The sequence below is a fragment of the Palleronia pelagia genome (genome assembly GCF_900110115.1).
GTDB lineage: Bacteria > Pseudomonadota > Alphaproteobacteria > Rhodobacterales > Rhodobacteraceae > Palleronia > Palleronia pelagia.
The window spans coordinates 1-20684 of sequence record NZ_FOCM01000002.1; the positions used below are offsets into that span (position 1 = coordinate 1).

Here is a 20684-nt window from a genome sequence, read left to right on the forward strand (position 1 = left end):
ATCTCGGGGTTCTCGCCGTTCATCGCGGCCAGGGCCGAGCCCGGGATGACCGGGATGTCGTCGCCGGGATACTCGTAGGAGGACAGCAGCTCGCGGATTTCCATCTCGACGAGCTCCAGCAGCTCCTCGTCATCCACCTGGTCGACCTTGTTCATGTAGACCACGATCGCGGGGATGCCGACCTGGCGGCCCAGCAGGATGTGCTCGCGCGTCTGCGGCATCGGGCCGTCGGCGGCGTTCACCACCAGGATCGCGCCGTCCATCTGCGCGGCGCCGGTGATCATGTTCTTCACGTAGTCGGCGTGGCCGGGGCAGTCCACGTGGGCATAGTGGCGGGCCTCGGTCTCGTACTCCACGTGCGCGGTCGAGATCGTGATGCCGCGGGCCTTCTCCTCGGGCGCGCCGTCGATCTGGTCGTAGGCGCGGAAGTCACCGAAATACTTCGTGATCGCCGCGGTCAGCGTCGTCTTGCCGTGGTCAACGTGACCGATGGTCCCGATGTTCACGTGCGGTTTGTTGCGTTCGAACTTTGCCTTCGCCATGAAAGTCAGCGCCTCGTCTGGTGTAAAATGGGGGCCGCGACAGGGGCTTGGCCCGGGTGGATTGACGCGGGCTGATTAGCGACCGAAAGGCGGAATTGCAAGGCCGGTCCGACCGGCCCGGCGCGCCCCGTCAGGGCCGCGCCGCGATGGCCGCCTGCGCCTGCGCATCCAGCGCGTCGCGGTCGAATTCCACGCGCGTCTGCCCCGGCTCGGGGGTGAACCATTCGGCGTTGCGGATCAGCCAGTTCTCGAGCGCGCGCGCCCCGTCCGTGGCCAGGTTTTCCAGCTGCTCTTCCTTGCCGCGCACCAGGCCCGACCCGACGATGGGCGCGATGTTCTCGACCCCTTCGAAGGCGGTGATGCGGTGCGGCTTGGCGTTCAGACGCTGCTGGGTGGCGTTGTCGTAGACGTTGACCTCGAAGATCAGCGCCGATTTCGGGGTGTAGATCACCGGCAGGCCCGGCAGCGCCAGCACGTAGCCGCCGATGGCGATCCCGAGATGGTAGAGCCCGTCGCCGTCATAGCGGCCCAGCCGCGCCTCGACCGCGTCGGCCAGGGCGGTGGTCAGTTCGTCCTTCGTCGCCTCGCGCGAGAACGGTCCCTGCTCCACGTCGCGGGCCTGCACGATGTTGTAGCCCAGCCGGAAGTCGCCCAGCGCCTCGGGCGTCTCATCGAGGGAATTCGCGGCGCAGCCGGCAAGCGTGACGAGGCCGACGAGGGCCAGGAGGCGGAGGATCATCGGCGGCTCCTTCAGGTGAACTTGTTGTCGCGCGGGAAGCCACGCGGCGCCATCCGGCCCGCCCCCGCGCGCTTGGCCGTCCATTCGGCGAGGTCGGTCTCGGTGCGGGTCCGACCGGCCGGGTCGCGCCACGACAGGCCCTCGGACAGGGTGAAGGTGGTGGCGTCCGACAGGCCGCCATCCTTGAACTTCTGCAGCCGCACGCCCTTGCCGCGCGCCATCTCGGGCAGCTCGTCCAGCGGGAAGACCAGGACCTTGCGGTTCTCGCCAACGGTGGCGACGTGATCGCCGCTCACGGGCTTGGCCAGCAGCGCGGTGGCGGGCGCGCGCACGTTCAGCACCTGCTTGCCCGCACGGGTCTGCGCCACGGCGTCATCCTCGGGCAGAACGAATCCGTCGCCGGCCGAGGACGCGACCAGAAGCTTGCCGCCGGGGCGGTGGATGCGCAGCTCGACGATCTGCGCCTCGTTGGGCAGGTCGACCATCAGGCGCACCGGCTCGCCCATGCCGCGACCACCGGGCAGGCCGGAGGCGGGCAAGGTGTAGAACCGTCCGTTCGACCCCATGAGCAGCAAGCGGTCGGTGGTCTCGGCGTGGAAGATGAAACGCGGTCCGTCGCCGTCCTTGAACTTCAGCTCGCGGCCCAGGTCGATATGGCCGGTCATGGCGCGAATCCAGCCCATCTGGCTGCACACCACGGTGATCGGCTCGCGGTCGATCATGGCCTCGATCGGCACGTCCTCGACCTCGACCGCCTCCTCGATCCGCGACAGGCGGTGGCCCCGTTCGTAATCCTTGCCGAACTGTTTCTTGGTCTCGCGCAGCTGGTCGGTGATCCGGGCCCACTGCACGTCGGGCGTGGCCAGCAGGTCTTCGAGCGCCGCACGCTCCTCGAGCAGGGCATCGCGTTCGCGCCGAAGCTCCAACTCCTCCAGCCGCCGCAGGGCGCGCAGCCGCATGTTGAGGATCGCCTCGGCCTGCACCTCGCTCAGGTCGGTCTCGCCGTCCCCGGGCAGGGGCGACACGTAATCCCGCTCGTCCGTGGCGCGGGGCGGAATGGTACCCCAGTCCTGCGCCATCAGCGCGCGCTTGGGGTCGTCGTCGTAGCGGATGATGTCGATCACCCGGTCGAGGTTGAGGAAGGCGATGATGAAGCCTTCCAGCACCTCGAGCCGGTGGTCGATCTTCTCGAGCCGGTGGCGCGAGCGGCGCAAAAGCACGTCGCGGCGGTGGTCGAGGAAGGCGCGCAGCACTTCCTTCAGCGAACAGACCTTGGGCGTGCGGCCGTCGATCAGGACGTTCATGTTCATCGCGAAGCGCGTTTCGAGGTCCGACTGCTTGTAGAGCATGTTCATCAGGATCTCGGGATCGACGCTGCGCGACTTGGGCTCGAGGATCACGCGCACATCCTCGGCCGACTCGTCGCGGATATCGGCGAGGATGGGCAGCTTCTTGGTCTGGATCAGGTCGGCGATCTTCTCGATCAGCTTGGATTTCTGCACCTGGTACGGGATCTCGGTGACGACGATCTGCCACTGGCCGCGGCCCAGGTCCTCCTTCTCCCACTTGCACCGCAGGCGGAAGCCGCCGCGCCCGGTGCGATAGGTCTCGGCCATGCTCTCGGGGCTTTCGACGATCACGCCGCCAGTGGGAAAATCCGGCCCCTTCACGTAGTTCAGCAGCGTGTCGTCGCGCGCGTCGGGCGTCTTGATTAGGTGGACGGCCGCATCGCACAGCTCGACGATGTTATGGGGCGGGATGTTCGTCGCCATGCCGACGGCGATGCCTGAGGATCCGTTGGCCAGCAGGTTCGGGAAAGACGCGGGCAGCACGACAGGTTCCGTCAGCGTGCCGTCATAGTTCTCGCGGTAATCGACGGCGTTCTCGTTCAGGCCTTCCAGCAACGCCTCGGCCGCCGCGGTCATCCGCGCCTCGGTATAGCGGCTGGCGGCCGGGTTATCGCCGTCGATATTGCCGAAGTTGCCCTGCCCGTCGACCAGCGGGTAGCGGACGTTGAATTCCTGCGCGAGCCGGGCCATCGCGTCGTAGATCGCCGCGTCGCCATGGGGGTGATAGTTGCCCATCACGTCGCCCGAGATCTTGGCGGACTTGCGGAAACCGCCGGTGGACCCGAGCCTGAGTTCACGCATCGCGAACAGTATCCGCCGGTGGACCGGCTTTAGCCCGTCGCGCGCATCGGGCAGCGCGCGGTGCATGATCGTGCTGAGTGCATAGGTCAGGTAGCGCTCGCCAATCGCGCGCGACAGCGACTCGGTCAGCGAATCCGGGGTGGGAATGTCTTCGGGATCGGCGGGATCGTCGCTCATGGTTCGGGGATAGCCTTCGCCGGAAGTCTGGTAAAGACGCCAAATCGCGCGCGATCGGCGAACTTTTTCTCAGTTGCGCAGTTATCTCATGGTAACCTTGTGGTGATTTGAAGGGGGCGATTCCATGATTCGATTGAGCCTTGGCTTGTTGCTTTGCATTGGCGTGACCATGGCCGTGGCCGGCCGCGACGTGGAGCGTCCGATGGGCAGCGACGATCCCGATTTCAGCGCCGCGGCCCAGGTGGCCGAGCCCGCCGAGACCACGCGTCTTGCGCTCGACGATGAACGCGGTGCGATAGAACGCGCACTGGCCGCCACGAACGCCCCAGCACCCGAACCGGAAGAACTGGCCACCATCCAGACAGCCAGCCTGCAGCCCATGCTGCCGCAACAGGATCTTCACGTTGTGACCGGCAACCGCGTCAACGTGCGCTCCGGCCCGTCCACCGCGAACCAGGTGGTCGACCAGGTCGTCCGCGACCAGCGGGTCGAGGTGCTTTCGGAAACGCCGGACGGCTGGATGCGCATCTTCATCCCTGACAGCGGGATCGAGGCCTATATCTTCGGCCGCTTCCTTCAGCCCGAGCAGGGCTGACACCACCCCTTGCGCCGCAGACGAACCCGCCCCATTCCGGTGGCGGGTTTTTCTTTGAGCGGGGACCGGCGACCATGGTGCGCAGCATTCTCATCACCGGCTGTTCCAGCGGAATCGGGCTCGATGCCGCGATGACTCTGCATCGCGCGGGCTGGCGCGTCTTCGCGGGCGTGCGCGACGAAGACAGCGCGGCGCGGTTCCGCTCTGCCGGGGTCGAGACGGCCCAGATCGAGATGTCGGACAGTGCCAGTATCGACGCCGCCCTCACCGGTGTGCTGGAGCGCACAGGCGGCACGCTCGACGCGCTTTACAACAACGCGGCCTTCGCCTGCCCAGGCGCGGTCGAGGACCTTCCGACGGACGCCCTGCGGTCCGTATTCGAGGCCAATGTCTTCGGCCTGCATCACCTGACGCGTGCCGCGATCCCCGTCATGCGCCGCCAGGGTCACGGGCGGATCGTCCAGTGCTCCAGCGTTCTGGGTTTCGTCCCCCTGCCCTGGCGCGGCGCCTACTCGGCCAGCAAATACGCGCTGGAAGGGCTGACCGACACCCTGCGGATCGAGATGCGCGACACGCCCCTCCACGTCATCACCCTGCAACCGGGGCCCATCGCGTCGCGGATCCGCGCCAATTCCATCCCGCATTTCGAACGCTGGATCGACTGGGAGTCGTCGTCGCGGCGCGCGCAATACGAGCGGAGCCTGCTGAAACGCCTCTACGAGCCGTCGGGCGGCGATCTGTTCCAGCTGCCGCCGGGCGCGGTGTCGCGCGTGCTGCTGAAGGCCCTGACCACGCCCCGGCCACGGTCGCATTACAAGGTGACGGTGCCCACCCACCTCATGGCCGCCGCGCGGCGGCTGCTGCCGCGCGCCGCGTTGGACGCGCTTTGCGCCCGCGGTTAGGGTTGCGGCCACCGCGCGGGCTGCGCAGGGTCGCCTTCGCGGCGCGGCCCGCTAAGTGGCACGGCTTGGATAACAGACGGAGATCCCATGTTCAGTGATCCGCTTTTCATTCTCGTCGTGATCGCCGTGCTCGTGGTGCTGGCGATCCTGCTGAAGGGTATCAGCACATTCGGAAAGGGCGGTGCCGATTCCGCCAAGCAATCCAACAAGTACATGCGCTGGCGGATCTACGCGCAGGGGATCGCCGTGGTGATCATCCTGATCTTCGTCTTCTTCCGCCGCACGGGAGGCTGAACCATGGTCGTACTGAACAAGATCTACACCCGCACCGGCGACGCGGGCGAAACCGCCCTGGGCAACGGCACCCGGGTCGCCAAGCACAGCCCGCGCGTCACCGCCTACGGCACGGTGGACGAGGTCAATGCCACCTTCGGCCTCGCGCGGCTGCACGCGACCGGCGAGGTGGCCCAGCAGATCGCGCGCATCCAGAACGACCTGTTCGACCTGGGCGCCGACCTTTGCCGTCCGGACATGGAGAAGGACGCCGAGGCCGAATACTCGCCGCTGCGGATGACCGACGCCCAGACCGACCGGCTGGAGCGCGAGATCGACGCCATGAACGACGCTTTGGAGCCCTTGCGCAGCTTCATCCTGCCGGGCGGCAGCGCGCTGTCGGCGCATCTGCACTTGTGCCGCACCGTCACGCGCCGGGCCGAGCGTCTGACCATGGAGCTCGCGACGCGGGAAAACGTGAACCCGGCGGCGGTGCGGTACCTGAACCGCCTGTCGGACTGGTGTTTCTGCGCTGCGCGCATCGCCAATGACGACGGCCGCGAGGACATCCTGTGGAAGCCGGGTGCCAACCGCTGAGCCACGACGCGCCGCTCTGCGGGCGGGCTGTTCCACACAACACGGATCAGCGGCCGGAACACTGCGTCAAACGGCGGAAATGCGTCGTTTTCCCTCTGTCTTCGCCCGAACCAAGGGTCTAGGGTCTGCGCCAAACGAATGGAGGATGACCGATGAAAATTCTCGTCCCCGTCAAGCGGGTGATCGACTATAACGTCAAGGTGCGGGTCAAGGGCGACGGCTCGGGCGTGGACCTGGCCAACGTGAAGATGTCCATGAACCCCTTCGACGAGATCGCCGTGGAACAGGCGATCCGCATGAAGGAGGCCGGCGACGCCGAAGAGGTCGTCGTCGTCTCGATCGGCGTGAAGCAGTCGCAGGAAACCCTGCGCACCGCCCTGGCCATGGGCGCCGACCGCGCGATCCTGATCACCGCCGCCGATGACGTGCACACCGATATCGAGCCGCTGGCCGTCGCGAAGCTGCTGAAGGCCGTGGTCGACGAGGAACAGCCGGGCATGGTGCTTTGCGGCAAGCAGGCCATCGACAATGACATGAACGCCACCGGCCAGATGCTGGCGGCCCTACTGGGCTGGTCGCAGGCCACCTTCGCATCGGAAATCAAGGTCGATGGCGACCACGCGCTGGTCAAGCGCGAGGTCGATGGCGGCATGCAGTCGATCAAGGTCAAGATGCCCGCCGTGGTCTCGGTCGACCTGCGCCTGAACGAGCCGCGCTATGCCTCGCTGCCCAACATCATGAAGGCGAAGAAGAAGCCGCTGGATGAGAAGACGGCGGACGATTACGGCGTCGACGTCAGCCCCCGGCTCGAGATCGTGAAGACCGCGGAGCCGCCCGAGCGCAAGGCCGGCATCATCGTGGAATCCGTCGACCAGCTGGTCGACAAGCTGAAGAACGAAGCGGGGGTGATCTGATGACTGTTCTGCTTTTGGGTGAAGTTGACAACGGCACGCTGAACATGGACGCCACCGCCAAGGCCGTGGCCGCCTGCAAGCCGTTGGGCGATATCCACGTTCTGTGCTGCGGCGCCGAGGCCGCCGACGCGGGCAAGGAAGCCGCGACCATCGACGGCGTAGCCAAGGTGCTGGTCGCCGAGGACGCGATCTACGGTCACCGCCTGGCCGAGCCGACCGCCGCCCTGATTGTCAGCCTGGCTGGCGATTACGACCACGTCGTCGCCCCCGCCACCACGGACGCCAAGAACATCCTGCCGCGCGTCGCAGCGCTGCTGGACGTGATGGTCATCACCGACGTCTCGGGCGTGGTGGATGCGGACACGTTCGAACGTCCGATCTACGCCGGCAACGCGATCCAGACGGTGAAGTCCAAGGACACGAAGAAAGTCGTGTCGATCCGCACCTCGTCCTTCGACGCGGCGGGCACCGGCAACTCGGCCGAGGTGTCGGACGTGGCCACCGGCGACGCGCCGGGCCTGTCGGAATGGGTCGAGGATCACGTGGCCGAATCCGACCGCCCCGACCTGACCAGCGCCGGTATCGTCGTGTCCGGCGGTCGCGGTGTCGGTTCGGAGGAAGATTTCGCCATGATCGAGAAGCTGGCCGACAAGCTGGGCGCCGCCGTCGGCGCCTCGCGTGCTGCGGTCGACTCTGGCTATGCTCCGAACGACTGGCAGGTGGGCCAGACCGGCAAGGTCGTCGCGCCCGACCTCTATGTCGCGGTCGGCATCTCGGGGGCGATCCAGCATCTGGCCGGCATGAAGGACAGCAAGATCATCGTCGCCATCAACAAGGACGAAGAAGCGCCGATCTTCCAGGTCGCAGACTACGGACTTGTTGCCGATCTGTTCGAGGCGGTGCCCGAGCTGGAAAGCAAGCTGTAACGCCCAGACAGGCAACAGCCGGACCGAGGGGCCTGTCGCATCGCGGCGGGCCCCTTTCGTTTCAGGCAGACCGACGCTGGAGCCTTGGACCGGCGGGTCCTTTCAGATCCAGCTGGCTGCGCAGGACGCGCGCCAGGCTCTCCGCCACCCGCACATGGGCAAGGGGCCCCGGCACACGCTGCGCCGCCTCGGCCTCGTGCGGTGCGAACACCTTGGCCTCCAGCGCCGCCTCTCGCGTGTCGGAGGCGTCGATCACCTCGATCGTGGCCTTGATCCGGCCACGCAGCGCCCGCAGCATCTCGCGCGAGACAAGCGGCGGGTCGCCGTCGTCCGGAAGATTGCCGCCCGCATCGGGTGACCGCTCCCCCAGCCAGACCAGCACCACGTCGCCGCCGATCCGCGCGCAAAGCTGGTTCATGCGTGAAACCCACAGCGACTGGAGCTCGGTCCGGATCAGCGCGAAACGCCGTTCCGACTTGGCGGCCAGATCGGCCAGCAGGTGCCGCACGAAGAAGTTCTGCGACAGGTCCAGGTCGGGATAGACCCGCTCGAGAAATTCGGTCTGGCGCACCACCCGGTCGTTGCGTCGAGTGTGCAGCGTGTAGAACCGGTTTCGCAGCATGTGGGCCCCCGGCACCGCGATGACGGTCACGCGCGCGCCCGCGCAAATGTCGAGAAAGGTCTCGTCGGCCAGCCAGGCGTCGAGCCCCGTGTGCGGCACGCCAAGGTTCACGCATTTCATCCCCAGCGCGCCCTCGAGCAGGTCGGGATAGGGCTGTTCGATGAAGCGGCCGAACGTCTCGATCCCGCCCAGCACGGCGACGTAGTCGCCCCCGTCCAGGTGGCGCCGCGGCCCGCGGCACCTGAGCCGCGACGCGCCATAGGTGCACACAGCATAGTCCAAGGGCCCCTGGCCCAGTCTTTCGATCGCCATCGCGACATCCCCCGACGCATCTCGTTTCACTCACCCGGCGGGAGAAATCGCATGAGGAAGTTGGAAAAACGCTAACTGGACAATTCGCGCTATCGGGCGGCCCGCGCTGTCGGGTTGCATCGCCGCGTGGGCCGCGCATAAGGTCGCGCCAGCCAATTCAGCGGACAAGGATCTCGCGACATGACGATCGAACGGGTGGGCGTGATCGGCGCCGGACAGATGGGCAACGGTATCGCCCATGTCTGCGCGCTGGCCGGCTATGACGTGGTGATGAACGACGTGAACGGCGATGCGCTGACCGCGGCGGTCGAGCTGATCGGCCGCAACATGGATCGTCAGGTCGCGCGCGAGAAGATTAGCCAGGAGGACCGCGACGCCGCGATGGCGCGGATCAGCACCACCGGCACCCTCGCCGAACTCGGACAGGCCGACCTGGTGATCGAGGCTGCGACCGAGCGCGAGGCGGTGAAGGACGCGATTTTCGCCGAGCTCGTGCCGCACCTGAAGCCCGAGACGATCCTGACCTCGAACACCTCGTCGATCTCGATCACGCGGCTGGCGTCGAAGACCGACCGGCCCGAGAAGTTCATGGGATTCCACTTCATGAACCCCGTCCCGGTGATGAGCCTGGTGGAACTGATCCGCGGCATCGCCACCGACGAAGAGACGTTCAAGGCCTGCCAGGATGTCGTCGAGCGGCTGGACAAGACCGCGGCGACCGCCGAGGATTTCCCGGCCTTCATCGTCAACCGGATCCTGATGCCCATGATCAACGAGGCGGTCTATGTCCTTTACGAGGGCGTGGGCAACGTGAAGTCCATCGACAAGGCGATGAAGCTTGGCACGAACCATCCGATGGGCCCGCTGGAGCTGGCCGATTTCATTGGGCTCGACACCTGCCTTGCCATCATGAACGTGCTGCACGACGGGCTGGCCGATACGAAATACCGCCCCTGCCCGCTTCTGACCAAGTATGTCGAGGCCGGATGGCTGGGCCGCAAGGCCGGCCGGGGCTTCTACGACTATCGCGGGGACGAGCCGGTCCCGACCCGTTGATCCGCGCCGGACGGGCCTAGTCCTCGCCCAGGGACAGCGTATGCTCGCGCAGCCAGGCCATGAAACGTCGCCCGTCGCCCGCATGCGCTGCGACGGTTTCGGGCGCGATGGGGTGCCCCACGACGGGGCGCTGCGCCTTGTTCAGTGCGCGCACCACCTCGCGCAGCAGCAACCCCTGCCGCAGAACCGGCGACAGCTTGTCCGCCACCTGGTAGGCGCGCGAATTGGCTCCGGGAAAGCGGACCGGGACCACGGCGGCGCCCGAGCGCTGGATCATCTTGGCGGTGAAGGGGTTCCAGGGCGGCTCGACCACGGGGCCGAACGCCGTTTCCGACGCCGCCACCACGCCCGATGGGAACAGCACCACGCAGCCGCCACGTGCCAGGTGCGCCATGGCGGCCTTCCGCATCTCGAGGCTTTGCTGCAACGCGTCCGGTTCGTGGGCGAAGGGCACCGGGATCATGAATCGGTCGATCTCGACCACGCCGGTCAAAAGCGAGCGGGTCAGGATCTTGTAGTCGGTGCGCCGCCGCCCGATGAGCTCGGCCAGGACCATGCCGTCCACCAACCCGTGGGGGTGGTTCGCGGTGATGACCAGCGGGCCAGACGCCGGAATGCGATCGATCTGCTCGTCCGGTGTCTCCAGCGAAATCCCCATGACCCCGAGGGCCTGCGCCCAGAACGGCTGGCCGTGCGGCACGCCAATGGCCTCGAACCGGCGGATCAGGCGCAGTAGGCGCAGCTTGCCGGTGCAGAACTCCATGCTCTGGATGATGCGGCGCTGGACCGGGTGCGGAAAGGTCGTGGCATAGCTCAGGCGGCGGCGGTCATAGCTCTGTTCCGACAGGCTGCTGCCATCGCCCTGCCCGGCTAATGCGGGCGGAGGCGTATCAGGCTTGCCCAGTCGGGCGGCCCGCTTGAAGGCCAGGGAATTGGTCATCGCGGCGCTCTCGCTCCTCCCAGCTGGCGTCACATACCCTCGCCAAAACGGTCGGCCACAAGGGCGGCAATGGCATCGGCCAACGCGTCGGCCTCGGGTCCGGTGGTTTCCACCTCGATCGTGGTGCCGCGTGACGCCGCCAGCATCAAGAGCCCCATTATACTGTCGCCTGCGGCCGATTGACCATCCCGGTGGATCTGGGCCTGCGCGTCGAAGCCTTCCACGGTTTCGACCAGCTTGGCCGAGGCGCGGGCGTGCAGGCCCTTCTCGTTGATGATTTCAAGGCTGCGGGTCGCCATTCACCGCTTGCCCCCGGCGATGCGCAGGTCGGGCTGCGGCTCGGACATGGAGTCGATATATTTGCGGCCAGCCATGAGGGATGCGCTGACGGCCTCGCCCACGCTCAGGTGCCGCGACTTCGCGAGCTTGATGAGCAGCGGCAGGTTGGCGCCGTAGACGATGCGCCGGTCATCGGGGTTGCAAGCCAGCAGCGACAGGTTCGACGGAGAACCGCCGAACATGTCCGTCGCCACCACGACGCCGTCACCTGAATCGACCTCATCCGCGGCGGCACAGATCTCGGCTTGCTTTCTTCCGCGGTCGCATTCGGGCTCGATCGAGATCGCGCGCACGCCGGATTGCCGGCCGACGACATGCTCGACGGCGGACAAGAATTCCTGAGCAAGCCCACCATGGGCGACGATGACGATGCCGATCAAGGCGTGAACCCTTTGCCTGTGCCGCGATCTTTCCACGCGCGGCGTTCAAGCTCCCTTGTAAAATTTGACACCCCGGACACAGGATCCGCAAGCGCTTTCGCCGCAGCTGCGAGAGGCCAGACGGATATGTGATGCGCTTGCGCTAGGAAATCCGCGTCAGGGATCGTCAGCGCGTCCGCCCTTCATCCATTGCAGAATCGCATGAGGCAGAGATGGGTTCGCACGCCCGAGGATCAAAGGGACCGCGATGTCGCAGTGCGCCCAGCTGCGTTTTGGCGGGATGCGGTCAGCTTCGGCTTGGTCGAGGTCGACGGCCAGCGCGATGGGCGTGGGCGGTGCGGGATCGGCAAATAGGATGCCGACGCCGCGCGCCTCGATCCGGCCCAAAAGGGTCTTCGGCGCCCAGGCCAAGAGGCGCTGGTCACGCGGGGCAAGGCAGATGCGGTCATCGGCGATAAGGCGCGCGCCATGGGCCATCAACGCCAGCGCGAGGCTGGACTTGCCCGCGCCCACCGCGCCCAGAACGAGGACACCCCGCCCCCCGAGGGCCACCGCGCTGGCATGGACCGGCGCGGGATCGCCCGTCATCAGACCGGGAGGCCGACCACGAAGCGCGCGCCCAGGGGCTCGGACGTGGGGTCGGCATCCGTGGGCTGGATGTTCTCGGCCCAGATCACGCCGCCATGCGCCTCAACGATCTGCTTGGAGATCGCCAGGCCGAGGCCCGAGTTGTTGCCGAACTGGCCCTCGGGCCGTTCCGAGTAGAAGCGATTGAAGATCTTGCCCAGCGCGCTTTCCGGGATGCCGGGGCCGGTATCCTCGACCACCACCAGCACGCGATTGTCTCGACGCCGTGCCCAGACGCGGATGGCGTCCCCTTCGTCGCAGAAGGAAATCGCGTTGGTCAGGAGGTTCACAAAGACCTGTGCCAGCCGGCTTTCCAGCCCGTCGATGATGATCGGATCCTTGGGCAGGTCGGCGATGAACTCGACCTTCTTCTCGGCAGCCTCGCGGCCAAGGTATTCCGCGATATTGCTGAGCATCGCCAGGAGGTTGAAGCACTCTTCCTCCTCCTTCACCAGCTCGCTGTCCAGCCGCGATGCGTTCGAGATGTCACTGACCAGCCGGTCCAGCCGGCGCACGTCGTGATCGATGACGTCCAGCAGCTTGTCGCGATGCTCTTCCTTCTTGACGAAGCGCAGGCTGCCCACCGCCGAGCGGAGCGAGGCGAGCGGGTTCTTGATCTCGTGGGCCACGTCTGCGGCGAACTGTTCGTTGGCGTCGATCCGGTCATATAGTGCGGCGACCATCCCGCGCAGCGCTCCCGACAGCCGACCGATCTCGTCGGGACGGGCGCTGAGATCGGGAATGCGGATGCGTGAGGGCCGGACCGTGCGGGCGTTCTTGTCTCGCCCGATCTCGGCCGCCGCGGCGAGGTCCGACAACGGGTTGGCGATGGTCGAGGCCAGCACGAGGCTCAGGCCGATGCTGACCAGGATGGCTATCACGAACATCTGCAGAACCTGCTCGCGCTCGGCGCGGACCAGACGGTCGATCTCGCCCGCGCCCGAAGTCAGGCCGACCACGCCCAGGATCTCGTCGCCCTGCACGATGGGCGAGGCGACCGCGAAGATGACGCGGCCGTCGCGGACCAGTCCGGTCTCAACCTGCGTCTCGCCACGATAGGTGCGCGCCACGAGGTTGGCGGCCAGACGCTCGGTTTCGGCCTCGGCTTGCGCGGGATCCTCCTTGGACAGAAGCGAGGCGACGCTGGTCCAGACGCTGTCGAGCGCGTCCGAGATCACGGTACGGCGGTTGTCCTCGTTCACCCCACGCACGGCAATGGCCTCCCGCGTGGGCAATTCGCGTGTGGTCGCGATGATGCGTTGGTCCCGGTCGAAGACGAAGGCTTCGGAGTTGGGGTTCAGCTTGATCGCCTCGAGAGTGGCCTTGGCATCCAGCCCGAGGCCGAACCGCGCGTCGGGATCCTGCAAAAGCTGCGCCTCGAAGGCCGAGGTCACCAGCGCCGCCTCGTTCACCAGCGCCGCCTCGCGTTGCATGACCAGCGAGTCGCGGAACGGGTTCAGAAACAGCACACCCGCCACCAGCACCATGATCGCCAGCAAGTTGAAGGTGATGATCTTGCGCGCCAGCGGCGAGCGGTTCATCGACAGCAGGCCGCGGCGGTCGTGCTTGGTCCGAAGCTCGCGTTCGGCCGTGGCGTCCGCGCGCACCCAGTCCTCGCCCAGCACGACCTTTGCCTGCTGGTTGCCCTTCTGCGGGAGGTCTGCCTCGGACGCCATGGTCATGGCTCTATTCTTCGTTGTAACGGTAGCCGATACCGTAGAGCGTCTCGATCGCCGAGAAATCGTTGTCGACCGACCGCATCTTCTTGCGCAGGCGCTTGATATGGCTGTCGATGGTCCGGTCGTCCACGTAGACCTGGTCGTCGTAGGCGACATCCATCAACTGGTCGCGCGACTTGACGAAGCCGGGACGCTGCGCCAGCGCCTGCAGCAGCAGGAACTCGGTCACGGTCAGCGAAACGTCCTTGCCCTTCCACGTAACGGCGTGGCGCGCCGGGTCCATCTTCAGCTCGCCCCGGGTCATCACCTGGCTCGCCTCGACCTCGGTCACCTCCTCGCCCGACAGCACCTCCTGCCGGCGCAGGAGCGCACGGATGCGTTCGACCAGCAGGCGCTGGCTGAACGGCTTTTTCACGTAGTCGTCGGCGCCCATGCGCAGGCCCAGGACCTCGTCGATCTCGTCGTCCTTGGATGTGAGGAAGATTACCGGCATCGCGGTCTTCTGGCGGACGCGCTGCAACAGATCCATTCCGTCCATGCGGGGCATCTTGATGTCGAAAACGGCCATGTCCGGCAGCTTGCGGTTGAAGGCCTCCAGCGCCTGCTGGCCATCATTGTAGGTCTCGACCTCGAAGCCCTCGGCCTCGAGCGTCATGGCGACGGACGTCAGGATGTTCCTGTCGTCATCCACCAATGCAATCTTCGACATGGGATGTGTCCTTATACTGCGCGATTTTTGCCTGGTCGAATTATTGTCTTATTTTCCGCCATAATCCCGGTTTGGTCCGACCAAGGCAACAAATTTCGCGAATCACCGACTTATCCTCCCCGAGATCTGGCAGGAAAGTCGTTAATGATGGCTAAATTATCGCAGTGGGACGACTGACCCCTTCCCCGGCGTAAGCCGCGCAATTTGATTGCGCTAAACCGCGTCTTGTTATCGATAACTTTCAATGCTGTCACTATCTCGCGCCATTCTGTTATGCTAACAGCCCCCCTGGCCGGCAGCCCGCCGGTCGGAATGACGGAGCGCGAGCGACCATGACCGACGGCATCTGCAACCCCGACCACACGCTGGAGCATCAGGGCATCACCGGGCTCGGGTCCGTCCAGTACAACCTGACCGAACCCCTGTTGATGGAAGCCGCGCTGGGTCGGGGCGAAGGCAAGATCGGCCAGGGCGGCACCCTTCTGGTGGCCACCGGCAAGCACACGGGCCGCTCGCCCAAGGACAAGTTCGTCGTCCGCACCCCGTCGGTCGAGGACAGCATCTGGTGGGAAAACAACCCGCCCATGGAGCCCGCCAAGTTCGACGCGCTGCACGCCGACATGCTGGAGCACATGAAGGGCCGCGACTACTTCGTGCAGGATCTTTTCGGCGGGGCCGATCCCGCGCACCGGCTGGACGTGCGGGTCATCACCGAGCTTGCCTGGCACGGCCTTTTCATCCGTCACCTTCTGCGCCGGCCCGACCGCGACGCGCTGGCCGAGTTCACGCCCGATTTCACCATCATCAACTGCCCCAGCTTCAAGGCCGACCCCGCGAAGCACGGCTGCCGGTCCGACACGGTCATCGCCATCAACATGGACGCCAAGCTGATCCTGATCGGCGGCACCGAGTACGCGGGCGAGAACAAGAAATCGGTGTTCACCCTGCTGAACTACCTTCTGCCCGAGAAGGGCATCATGCCGATGCACTGCTCGGCCAACCACGCGCCGGGCAATCCCGTCGACACCGCCGTCTTCTTCGGCCTGTCGGGCACCGGCAAGACAACCCTGTCGGCCGACCCCGCCCGCGTGCTGATCGGCGACGACGAACACGGCTGGTCGGACCGCGGCACCTTCAACTTCGAAGGGGGCTGCTACGCCAAGACCATCGGCCTCGACCCGGAGGCCGAGCCCGAGATCTTCGCGACCACCCAGAAATTCGCCACCGTGATCGAGAACATGGTCTTTGATCCCGACACGCGCGACCTGGACTTCGACGATGACAGCCTCACGGCCAACATGCGTTGCGCCTACCCGCTGAACTATATCTCGAACGCTTCGGACACGGCTCTGGGCGGGCACCCGAAGAACGTCATCATGCTGACCTGCGATGCCTTCGGCGTGCTGCCCCCCATCGCGCGGCTGACGCCCGCGCAGGCGATGTATCACTTCCTGTCGGGCTTCACCGCCAAGGTGGCCGGGACCGAGCGCGGCGTGACCGAGCCGCAACCGACCTTCTCGACCTGTTTCGGCGCGCCCTTCATGCCGCGCCGCCCCGAGGTCTACGGCGAGTTGCTGAAGAAGAAGATCGCCAAGCACGGCGCGACCTGCTGGCTGGTGAACACCGGCTGGACCGGCGGCGCCTTCGGCGAAGGCCAGCGGATGCCGATCAAGGCCACCCGCGCGCTGCTGTCGGCCGCGCTGGACGGGTCGCTGGAAAAATCGCCGTTCCGCAAGGATCCGAATTTCGGCTTCGACGTGCCGACCTCGGTCGCCGGTGTGCCGGACGTGCTGCTCAACCCGCGCCGCACCTGGGACGACAGCGCGGCCTACGACGCGCAGGCGGCGAAACTGGTCAAGATGTTCTCGGACAACTTCGCCCAGTACGAAACGCATATCGACGACGACGTGCGCGCCATCGCGCTGGGATAAGCGCCGAAAGATCCGTGATTTTCCGAGGGGGATCGCCACCGGCGGTCCCCTTTGTTTCATGCGGGACGGTGGCGGTCAGCCGATCAGGCCGCGCCGGATCAGGTTCAGCCCGGCCACGATCAGCACGATCAGGGTGATCTTGCGGAATTTCTCCTGGTCGAGCCGGTCGCCCAGCTGGAACCCCACCCACATACCTAGCGCCGCGGGCACCAGCAGCATGAGCGAGAACGGCAGCGTCTCGCGGTTCAGCACGCCCGATTGCAGGTGCCCGGCCAAAAGCGCGACCGACCCAAGGCCGTAGACCACCCCCTGCACCGACAGTTGCCGCGCCTTGGGCGTGTCGAGCGCCAGCAGGTACAGCACCGTCGGCGGCCCCCAGGTGCCCGCCAGCCCGCCCAGCGTGCCGGACGCCAACCCAAGCCCCCAGTCGGCCAGGGTCCGGCGGTGGGGCGGTATCCTGAACCGCACGCCAAGAAGTTGCAGCGCCGACAGGACCACCACCGGGATGCCCAGCACGAGATACATGGTCTGGGCCGGGATCACCGTCACGAACTGCGCCGAGATCAGGATCATCACGAAGACGATCAGGATGTAGCGGCGATAATCCACGATGGCGTCCCAGGCCGGCCCCAGCCCCGCGCGCAGGACCTGCAAACCGTTCGACATGAGGATCGGCAGCACGATGCCGGCCACCACCAGCCGGGGCTCGACAAGGACCGAGATGCCCGAGATCATCACCAGAGGCATCGCGAAGCCCACCGCGCCCTTCACGAACCCGGCGACAAGGGTGACGCACGCCGCGTAAAGCAGCACGGAGGGGCTGAGCAGGTCGGTAAGGGCATCCATGGCGCGACTTAGGCGCAGCCCGTGTCGGGGTGCCAGTGAAAACGACGCAACAAAGTCGCTGCGTCATTTTCGTGCAAAAGCGGTGATCCGTTTGAAATCTTCTTGCGCGTCGGACGTCGGCGGGCTAGGCCCCTTCGCAACTGCAGCATAAGGAAGACCCACGATGCCCCATGACGGACAGGACCTGACCGATCTGACCGCCCCCAGCGCCGTGCTGGAGAACCTGCTGTCGCTGACCGCCGACGCCCTGCCCGCCGCCGACGCGCTTTTGGCCACGGCGAAGGACCGTCTGCGTGCGCGCGTTACCGAGAATGACCGCGTCTCGGCCAAGCTGATCGAAGCCAACCAGACCGCGGCGCACGGGCTGGCCTGGCTCGCGACCTACGTGCAGGCGCTGCACCAGATGCACGACTGGGCGACACGGCTGGACGCGTCCGGGCATCTGCGCCCGCTCGAGCGCCTGATCCTCCAGGTCGCCTTCGGCGAATACCTGTCGCAGATGTCGGGCGGCCTGCCCATGAGCCAGGGCGAAATGCTGCGCCCGCAGGACCTGGAGCTCGGGGCCGACGATCTGGCCGCCTTCGCCACCGACGCGGTCACGACGCTCAGCCGCCAGGGCAACACCCAGTCCGCCCGAAGCGAGCTGGTGGCCCTGATGCAGGAGCAGTCGGCCGAGATCACCGTCGGCCGCTCGAGCCTCGACGACGAGCTCGAGATGATCCGCGAACAGTTCCGCCGCTTCAGCGTCGACCGGGTGGAGCCCTACGCCCACGAATGGCACCTGAAGGACGAGCTGATCCCGATGGAGGTCATCCAGGAGATGGCCGAGCTGGGCGTCTTCGGCCTGACCATCCCCGAGCAATACGGCGGCTTCGGCCTGTCGAAGGCCTCCATGTGCGTGGTGAGCGAGGAGCTGTCGCGCGGCTATATCGGCGTGGGCAGCCTTGGCACCCGCTCCGAGATCGCGGCCGAGCTGATCCTCTGCGGCGGCACCGAGGCGCAGAAGGAAAGGTGGCTGCCCGGTCTAGCCTCGGCCGAGATCCTGCCCACGGCCGTCTTCACCGAACCCAACACCGGATCGGATCTCGGGTCGCTGCGCACGAAGGCCACCCGCGACGGCGACGACTGGGTGCTGAACGGCAACAAGACCTGGATCACCCACGCCGCGCGCACGCATGTGATGACGGTGCTGGCCCGCACGGTGCCGGGCACCAGCGACTACCGTGGCCTCAGCATGTTCCTGGCCGAGAAGACCCCCGGCACCGACGACGCCCCGTGGCAGGACCCTGGCATCTCGGGCGGCGAGATCGAGGTGCTCGGCTATCGCGGGATGAAGGAATACACCGTCAATTTCGACGATTTCCGCGTGGCGGGCGACAACCTGCTGGGCGGCGAGGAAGGCCAGGGCTTCAAACAGCTCATGGAGACGTTCGAGTCCGCCCGCATCCAGACCGCCGCGCGGGCGATCGGCGTGGCGCAATCGGCGCTGGACGCGTCCATGCGCTATGCCACCGACCGCAAGCAGTTCGGCAAGGCCCTGATCGCCTTCCCGCGGGTGAGCGGGAAGCTGGCGATGATGGCGGTCGAGATCGCGGTCGCCCGCCAGCTGACCTATTTCAGCGCCTTCCAGAAGGACGCCGGCAAGCGCTGCGATCTCGAGGCGGGCATGGCCAAGCTGCTGGGCGCCCGCGTGGCCTGGGCGGCGGCCGACAACGGGTTGCAGATCCACGGCGGCAACGGCTTCGCGCTGGAATACCCGATCAGCCGCATCCTGTGCGACGCACGGATCCTGAACATCTTCGAAGGCGCGGCCGAGATCCAGGCGCAGGTGATCGCGCGCCGGCTTCTGGGGTGAGGGGGACGGCCGGGCCGCTCGGGGTCCGCGGGTGCGCGGCCGCGTTGGCTGAGGCGCGTCGCTGCCGTTGCCCCGCCGACGCGGATTGACGGGTATCGCCATAGGTATTTTTGGAAAGATGAAGCTGGGGGCGGCGCTTTCGTTCGGAGTCGCGCTTGCGGTCGCGGCGGGATGCCAGCGCGATGAAAGCGTCGCGCGCTACGCGCCGGCCGACGCCTACGTCCTGCAAAGCCTGAACGGGGCGCCCTTCGGGGCCGATGCGACGCTGAGCTTTCCCGGCCAGGATGGCGTCACCGGCACTGGGCCCTGCAACGCGTTTTCCGCGGCGCAGACCGTGCCCTACCCGTGGATCGAATTCGGAGCCATCCGCGCGACCAAACGCGCCTGCCCCGACCTTGCGCTCGAGACCGCGTATTTCGCAGCCTTGCGCGCGGTGACCCTGGCCGAGGTGTCGGGGCCGACCCTGATCCTGTCGGACCCCGGCGGCACCGAGATGGTGTTTCAGGCCAGGAACTGACGCTCCAGCCGTTCGACCAGGCGCGCGCGGGCGGCGGGAAGAGGACGCTCGCCCAAGGCGGGCGCCACCCGTTCCCCCAGGAAATGGCCGGTGATGGCGAGACCCTGCATGAGCTCGGTCGCGCTGGCCGGTCCCTGCCCCAGAAGGCAGGGCGGAAGCGGCAGCAGCCGCGCGGCCCAGTCGCCCGCCCCGTCCCGCGAAACCGCCCGGCCCGAGCGCGGCGACACGTAGGCCAGGTCCTCGCGGCTGCCGGTGGCGGCGCAGGAGGTGAGGTCCAGGCCGAAGCCCAGCTGCTCCAGCAGCGAGACCTCCCAGAACAGGTAGGACAGCGGCCAGTCGGCGTCGTCGCCCATCCGGTCCAGCAGGTCCGTGCTCTGGGCGTAGAGCAGCGGCTGCTCCTCGCGCTCGGGCAGCACGAAGGCCAGCAGCGCCGTGACCGATGTCAGTCCCGCCAGAGCCAGCGCGTCGCCCATGAGATGCGCGCGCGAGCGCACCGGCTCGACCGTGTAGTTGCCCAGGTGATCCTCGAGCCGCGCGCGCCAGGTGAAGGCCATCTGCGCGCCCGGTTGCAGAAGCGGCGCGAGCCGCCGGCCGGCCCCGCCCCGCACAACGCCCAGGTGGCGGCCGTGATCGGGGGTCAGCGCGTCGACGATGGCGCCCGATTCGCCGTGGCGGCGGACGGCCAAAACCAGGCCCTCCTCGCGCCACTCGATCATTCCAGCCCCGGCTGATCCAGCAGGTGGCGCCCCTGCCGATCCTCGACCTCGATCACCCACAGGTCGGGATCCATGCGCCGCTGGCTGGCGACCGACGCGGCCACGTCGGCCTCCGGGCCGCTGGTCAGCTCCATCCACATGCGCGCGCCGGTCTCGAGGTCGAAGCTGCGCTGGAAGGCGCGCGCCTGCCCGTCCAGCGTGGCAACCACGACCAGCACCGCGCCGGCGGTATCGTCGCCGCGCGCGGTGACGAAGGCCGGGATGTCCTCGACCGCCAGCCGCCGCAGATAGGCGCGCACCCAGAAATCGGCGGTCAGCCGGGCCAAGACCGCCCCCGGAC

The 20684-nt window shown here is 66.8% G+C and carries 23 protein-coding genes; 10 read left to right on the forward strand and 13 right to left on the reverse strand.

Going from position 1 to position 20684, the window contains the following annotated elements; translation table 11 throughout:
* The 3 genes from BMX96_RS04235 to BMX96_RS04245 all read right to left on the reverse strand — a co-directional run.
* A partial coding sequence (locus BMX96_RS04235; RefSeq protein WP_139209967.1) for a GTP-binding protein occupies positions 1-542 on the reverse strand: 542 nt, incomplete at its 3' end.
* Between the two features lie 130 nt (positions 543-672).
* The gene (locus tag BMX96_RS04240; RefSeq protein WP_073129254.1) at positions 673-1281 is read right to left on the reverse strand and encodes a hypothetical protein; all 609 of its coding nucleotides are present in this window, start codon (positions 1279-1281) and stop codon (positions 673-675) included.
* A gap of 11 nt (positions 1282-1292) precedes the next feature.
* Complete coding sequence (locus BMX96_RS04245; RefSeq protein ID WP_091844406.1) at positions 1293-3608, reverse strand: DNA topoisomerase IV subunit A; 2316 nt, start codon at positions 3606-3608, stop codon at positions 1293-1295.
* Between the two features lie 124 nt (positions 3609-3732).
* Here BMX96_RS04245 and BMX96_RS04250 point away from each other — a divergent pair, with 124 nt between their 5' ends.
* The 6 genes from BMX96_RS04250 to BMX96_RS04275 all read left to right on the forward strand — a co-directional run bounded on the left by BMX96_RS04250 (position 3733) and on the right by BMX96_RS04275 (position 7815).
* Complete coding sequence (locus BMX96_RS04250; RefSeq protein ID WP_091844407.1) at positions 3733-4203, forward strand: SH3 domain-containing protein; 471 nt, start codon at positions 3733-3735, stop codon at positions 4201-4203.
* Between the two features lie 74 nt (positions 4204-4277).
* Entirely contained in the window at positions 4278-5105 is an 828-nt protein-coding gene (locus tag BMX96_RS04255) for an SDR family NAD(P)-dependent oxidoreductase (RefSeq protein ID WP_091844408.1), read from the forward strand.
* An 87-nt stretch (positions 5106-5192) separates the two neighbouring features.
* Entirely contained in the window at positions 5193-5399 is a 207-nt protein-coding gene (locus tag BMX96_RS04260; protein WP_073129258.1) for a twin transmembrane helix small protein, read from the forward strand.
* 3 nt (positions 5400-5402) lie between these two features.
* Positions 5403-5975, forward strand: coding sequence for a cob(I)yrinic acid a,c-diamide adenosyltransferase (locus BMX96_RS04265; RefSeq protein WP_091844409.1), 573 nt, complete (start codon positions 5403-5405; stop codon positions 5973-5975).
* A gap of 152 nt (positions 5976-6127) precedes the next feature.
* On the forward strand, positions 6128-6889 hold the full coding sequence (locus tag BMX96_RS04270) for an electron transfer flavoprotein subunit beta/FixA family protein (RefSeq protein ID WP_091844410.1): 762 nt from the start codon (positions 6128-6130) through the stop codon (positions 6887-6889).
* Complete coding sequence (locus BMX96_RS04275) at positions 6889-7815, forward strand: electron transfer flavoprotein subunit alpha/FixB family protein (RefSeq protein ID WP_091844411.1); 927 nt, start codon at positions 6889-6891, stop codon at positions 7813-7815. The genes BMX96_RS04270 and BMX96_RS04275 overlap by 1 nt, the downstream gene beginning before the upstream one ends.
* Positions 7816-7876: 61 nt before the next feature.
* On the opposite strand, the gene BMX96_RS04280 is transcribed toward BMX96_RS04275, so the two are convergent.
* The gene (locus BMX96_RS04280; RefSeq protein ID WP_091844412.1) at positions 7877-8749 is read right to left on the reverse strand and encodes a DUF6473 family protein; all 873 of its coding nucleotides are present in this window, start codon (positions 8747-8749) and stop codon (positions 7877-7879) included.
* A 180-nt stretch (positions 8750-8929) separates the two neighbouring features.
* Here BMX96_RS04280 and BMX96_RS04285 point away from each other — a divergent pair, with 180 nt between their 5' ends.
* Positions 8930-9805: a 3-hydroxybutyryl-CoA dehydrogenase gene (locus BMX96_RS04285; protein ID WP_091844413.1), complete on the forward strand. Its 876-nt coding sequence runs from the start codon at positions 8930-8932 to the stop codon at positions 9803-9805.
* A 16-nt stretch (positions 9806-9821) separates the two neighbouring features.
* On the opposite strand, the gene BMX96_RS04290 is transcribed toward BMX96_RS04285, so the two are convergent.
* The 6 genes from BMX96_RS04290 to BMX96_RS04315 all read right to left on the reverse strand — a co-directional run bounded on the left by BMX96_RS04290 (position 9822) and on the right by BMX96_RS04315 (position 14479).
* Entirely contained in the window at positions 9822-10745 is a 924-nt protein-coding gene (locus BMX96_RS04290) for a lysophospholipid acyltransferase family protein (RefSeq protein ID WP_236736954.1), read from the reverse strand.
* Between the two features lie 29 nt (positions 10746-10774).
* Positions 10775-11044, reverse strand: a complete 270-nt coding sequence (locus tag BMX96_RS04295; protein ID WP_091844414.1) for an HPr family phosphocarrier protein — start codon at positions 11042-11044, stop codon at positions 10775-10777.
* Complete coding sequence (locus BMX96_RS04300) at positions 11045-11464, reverse strand: PTS sugar transporter subunit IIA (protein ID WP_073129266.1); 420 nt, start codon at positions 11462-11464, stop codon at positions 11045-11047.
* A 156-nt stretch (positions 11465-11620) separates the two neighbouring features.
* Positions 11621-12052 (reverse strand): HPr kinase/phosphorylase, encoded by a 432-nt coding sequence (locus BMX96_RS04305; protein ID WP_091844415.1) that lies wholly within the window; start codon positions 12050-12052, stop codon positions 11621-11623.
* The gene (locus BMX96_RS04310) at positions 12052-13773 is read right to left on the reverse strand and encodes a sensor histidine kinase (RefSeq protein WP_091844416.1); all 1722 of its coding nucleotides are present in this window, start codon (positions 13771-13773) and stop codon (positions 12052-12054) included. Before BMX96_RS04310 ends, BMX96_RS04305 begins: the two co-directional genes overlap by 1 nt.
* Positions 13774-13777: 4 nt before the next feature.
* Positions 13778-14479: a response regulator transcription factor gene (locus BMX96_RS04315; RefSeq protein WP_091844417.1), complete on the reverse strand. Its 702-nt coding sequence runs from the start codon at positions 14477-14479 to the stop codon at positions 13778-13780.
* 332 nt (positions 14480-14811) lie between these two features.
* Between BMX96_RS04315 and BMX96_RS04320 the strand changes: the two genes are divergently transcribed.
* Positions 14812-16410, forward strand: a complete 1599-nt coding sequence (locus BMX96_RS04320; RefSeq protein ID WP_091844418.1) for a phosphoenolpyruvate carboxykinase — start codon at positions 14812-14814, stop codon at positions 16408-16410.
* A gap of 75 nt (positions 16411-16485) precedes the next feature.
* Here the strand turns inward: BMX96_RS04320 and BMX96_RS04325 are convergent, their stop codons facing one another.
* Positions 16486-17256: a sulfite exporter TauE/SafE family protein gene (locus tag BMX96_RS04325; RefSeq protein ID WP_091844419.1), complete on the reverse strand. Its 771-nt coding sequence runs from the start codon at positions 17254-17256 to the stop codon at positions 16486-16488.
* A gap of 163 nt (positions 17257-17419) precedes the next feature.
* On the opposite strand from BMX96_RS04325, the gene BMX96_RS04330 reads away from it, so the two are divergent.
* Together BMX96_RS04330 and BMX96_RS04335 are read left to right on the forward strand one after the other, a co-directional pair.
* On the forward strand, positions 17420-19111 hold the full coding sequence (locus BMX96_RS04330; RefSeq protein ID WP_091844420.1) for an acyl-CoA dehydrogenase family protein: 1692 nt from the start codon (positions 17420-17422) through the stop codon (positions 19109-19111).
* 118 nt (positions 19112-19229) lie between these two features.
* Complete coding sequence (locus BMX96_RS04335; protein WP_091844421.1) at positions 19230-19628, forward strand: META domain-containing protein; 399 nt, start codon at positions 19230-19232, stop codon at positions 19626-19628.
* Here the strand turns inward: BMX96_RS04335 and recO are convergent.
* Together recO and BMX96_RS04345 are read right to left on the reverse strand one after the other, a co-directional pair.
* Entirely contained in the window at positions 19613-20344 is a 732-nt protein-coding gene (gene recO / locus BMX96_RS04340) for a DNA repair protein RecO (RefSeq protein ID WP_091844422.1), read from the reverse strand. The genes BMX96_RS04335 and recO overlap by 16 nt on opposite strands.
* Positions 20341-20670: a DUF1491 family protein gene (locus tag BMX96_RS04345; RefSeq protein WP_091844423.1), complete on the reverse strand. Its 330-nt coding sequence runs from the start codon at positions 20668-20670 to the stop codon at positions 20341-20343. The genes recO and BMX96_RS04345 overlap by 4 nt, the downstream gene beginning before the upstream one ends.
* Between the last annotated feature and the right edge of the window lie 14 nt (positions 20671-20684).

Bases quoted from the DNA above. Each gene is read 5' to 3' on its own strand.
- BMX96_RS04240 (WP_073129254.1), bottom strand. From the start codon at position 1,281: ATGATCCTCCGCCTCCTGGCCCTCGTCGGCCTCGTCACGCTTGCCGGC.
- BMX96_RS04245 (WP_091844406.1), bottom strand. From the start codon at position 3,608: ATGAGCGACGATCCCGCCGATCCCGAAGACATTCCCACCCCGGATTCG.
- BMX96_RS04250 (WP_091844407.1), top strand. From the start codon at position 3,733: ATGATTCGATTGAGCCTTGGCTTGTTGCTTTGCATTGGCGTGACCATG.
- BMX96_RS04255 (WP_091844408.1), top strand. From the start codon at position 4,278: ATGGTGCGCAGCATTCTCATCACCGGCTGTTCCAGCGGAATCGGGCTC.
- BMX96_RS04260 (WP_073129258.1), top strand. From the start codon at position 5,193: ATGTTCAGTGATCCGCTTTTCATTCTCGTCGTGATCGCCGTGCTCGTG.
- BMX96_RS04265 (WP_091844409.1), top strand. From the start codon at position 5,403: ATGGTCGTACTGAACAAGATCTACACCCGCACCGGCGACGCGGGCGAA.
- BMX96_RS04270 (WP_091844410.1), top strand. From the start codon at position 6,128: ATGAAAATTCTCGTCCCCGTCAAGCGGGTGATCGACTATAACGTCAAG.
- BMX96_RS04275 (WP_091844411.1), top strand. From the start codon at position 6,889: ATGACTGTTCTGCTTTTGGGTGAAGTTGACAACGGCACGCTGAACATG.
- BMX96_RS04280 (WP_091844412.1), bottom strand. From the start codon at position 8,749: ATGGCGATCGAAAGACTGGGCCAGGGGCCCTTGGACTATGCTGTGTGC.
- BMX96_RS04285 (WP_091844413.1), top strand. From the start codon at position 8,930: ATGACGATCGAACGGGTGGGCGTGATCGGCGCCGGACAGATGGGCAAC.
- BMX96_RS04290 (WP_236736954.1), bottom strand. From the start codon at position 10,745: ATGACCAATTCCCTGGCCTTCAAGCGGGCCGCCCGACTGGGCAAGCCT.
- BMX96_RS04295 (WP_091844414.1), bottom strand. From the start codon at position 11,044: ATGGCGACCCGCAGCCTTGAAATCATCAACGAGAAGGGCCTGCACGCC.
- BMX96_RS04305 (WP_091844415.1), bottom strand. From the start codon at position 12,052: ATGACGGGCGATCCCGCGCCGGTCCATGCCAGCGCGGTGGCCCTCGGG.
- BMX96_RS04310 (WP_091844416.1), bottom strand. From the start codon at position 13,773: ATGACCATGGCGTCCGAGGCAGACCTCCCGCAGAAGGGCAACCAGCAG.
- BMX96_RS04315 (WP_091844417.1), bottom strand. From the start codon at position 14,479: ATGTCGAAGATTGCATTGGTGGATGACGACAGGAACATCCTGACGTCC.
- BMX96_RS04320 (WP_091844418.1), top strand. From the start codon at position 14,812: ATGACCGACGGCATCTGCAACCCCGACCACACGCTGGAGCATCAGGGC.
- BMX96_RS04325 (WP_091844419.1), bottom strand. From the start codon at position 17,256: ATGGATGCCCTTACCGACCTGCTCAGCCCCTCCGTGCTGCTTTACGCG.
- BMX96_RS04330 (WP_091844420.1), top strand. From the start codon at position 17,420: ATGCCCCATGACGGACAGGACCTGACCGATCTGACCGCCCCCAGCGCC.
- BMX96_RS04335 (WP_091844421.1), top strand. From the start codon at position 19,230: ATGAAGCTGGGGGCGGCGCTTTCGTTCGGAGTCGCGCTTGCGGTCGCG.
- recO (WP_091844422.1), bottom strand. From the start codon at position 20,344: ATGATCGAGTGGCGCGAGGAGGGCCTGGTTTTGGCCGTCCGCCGCCAC.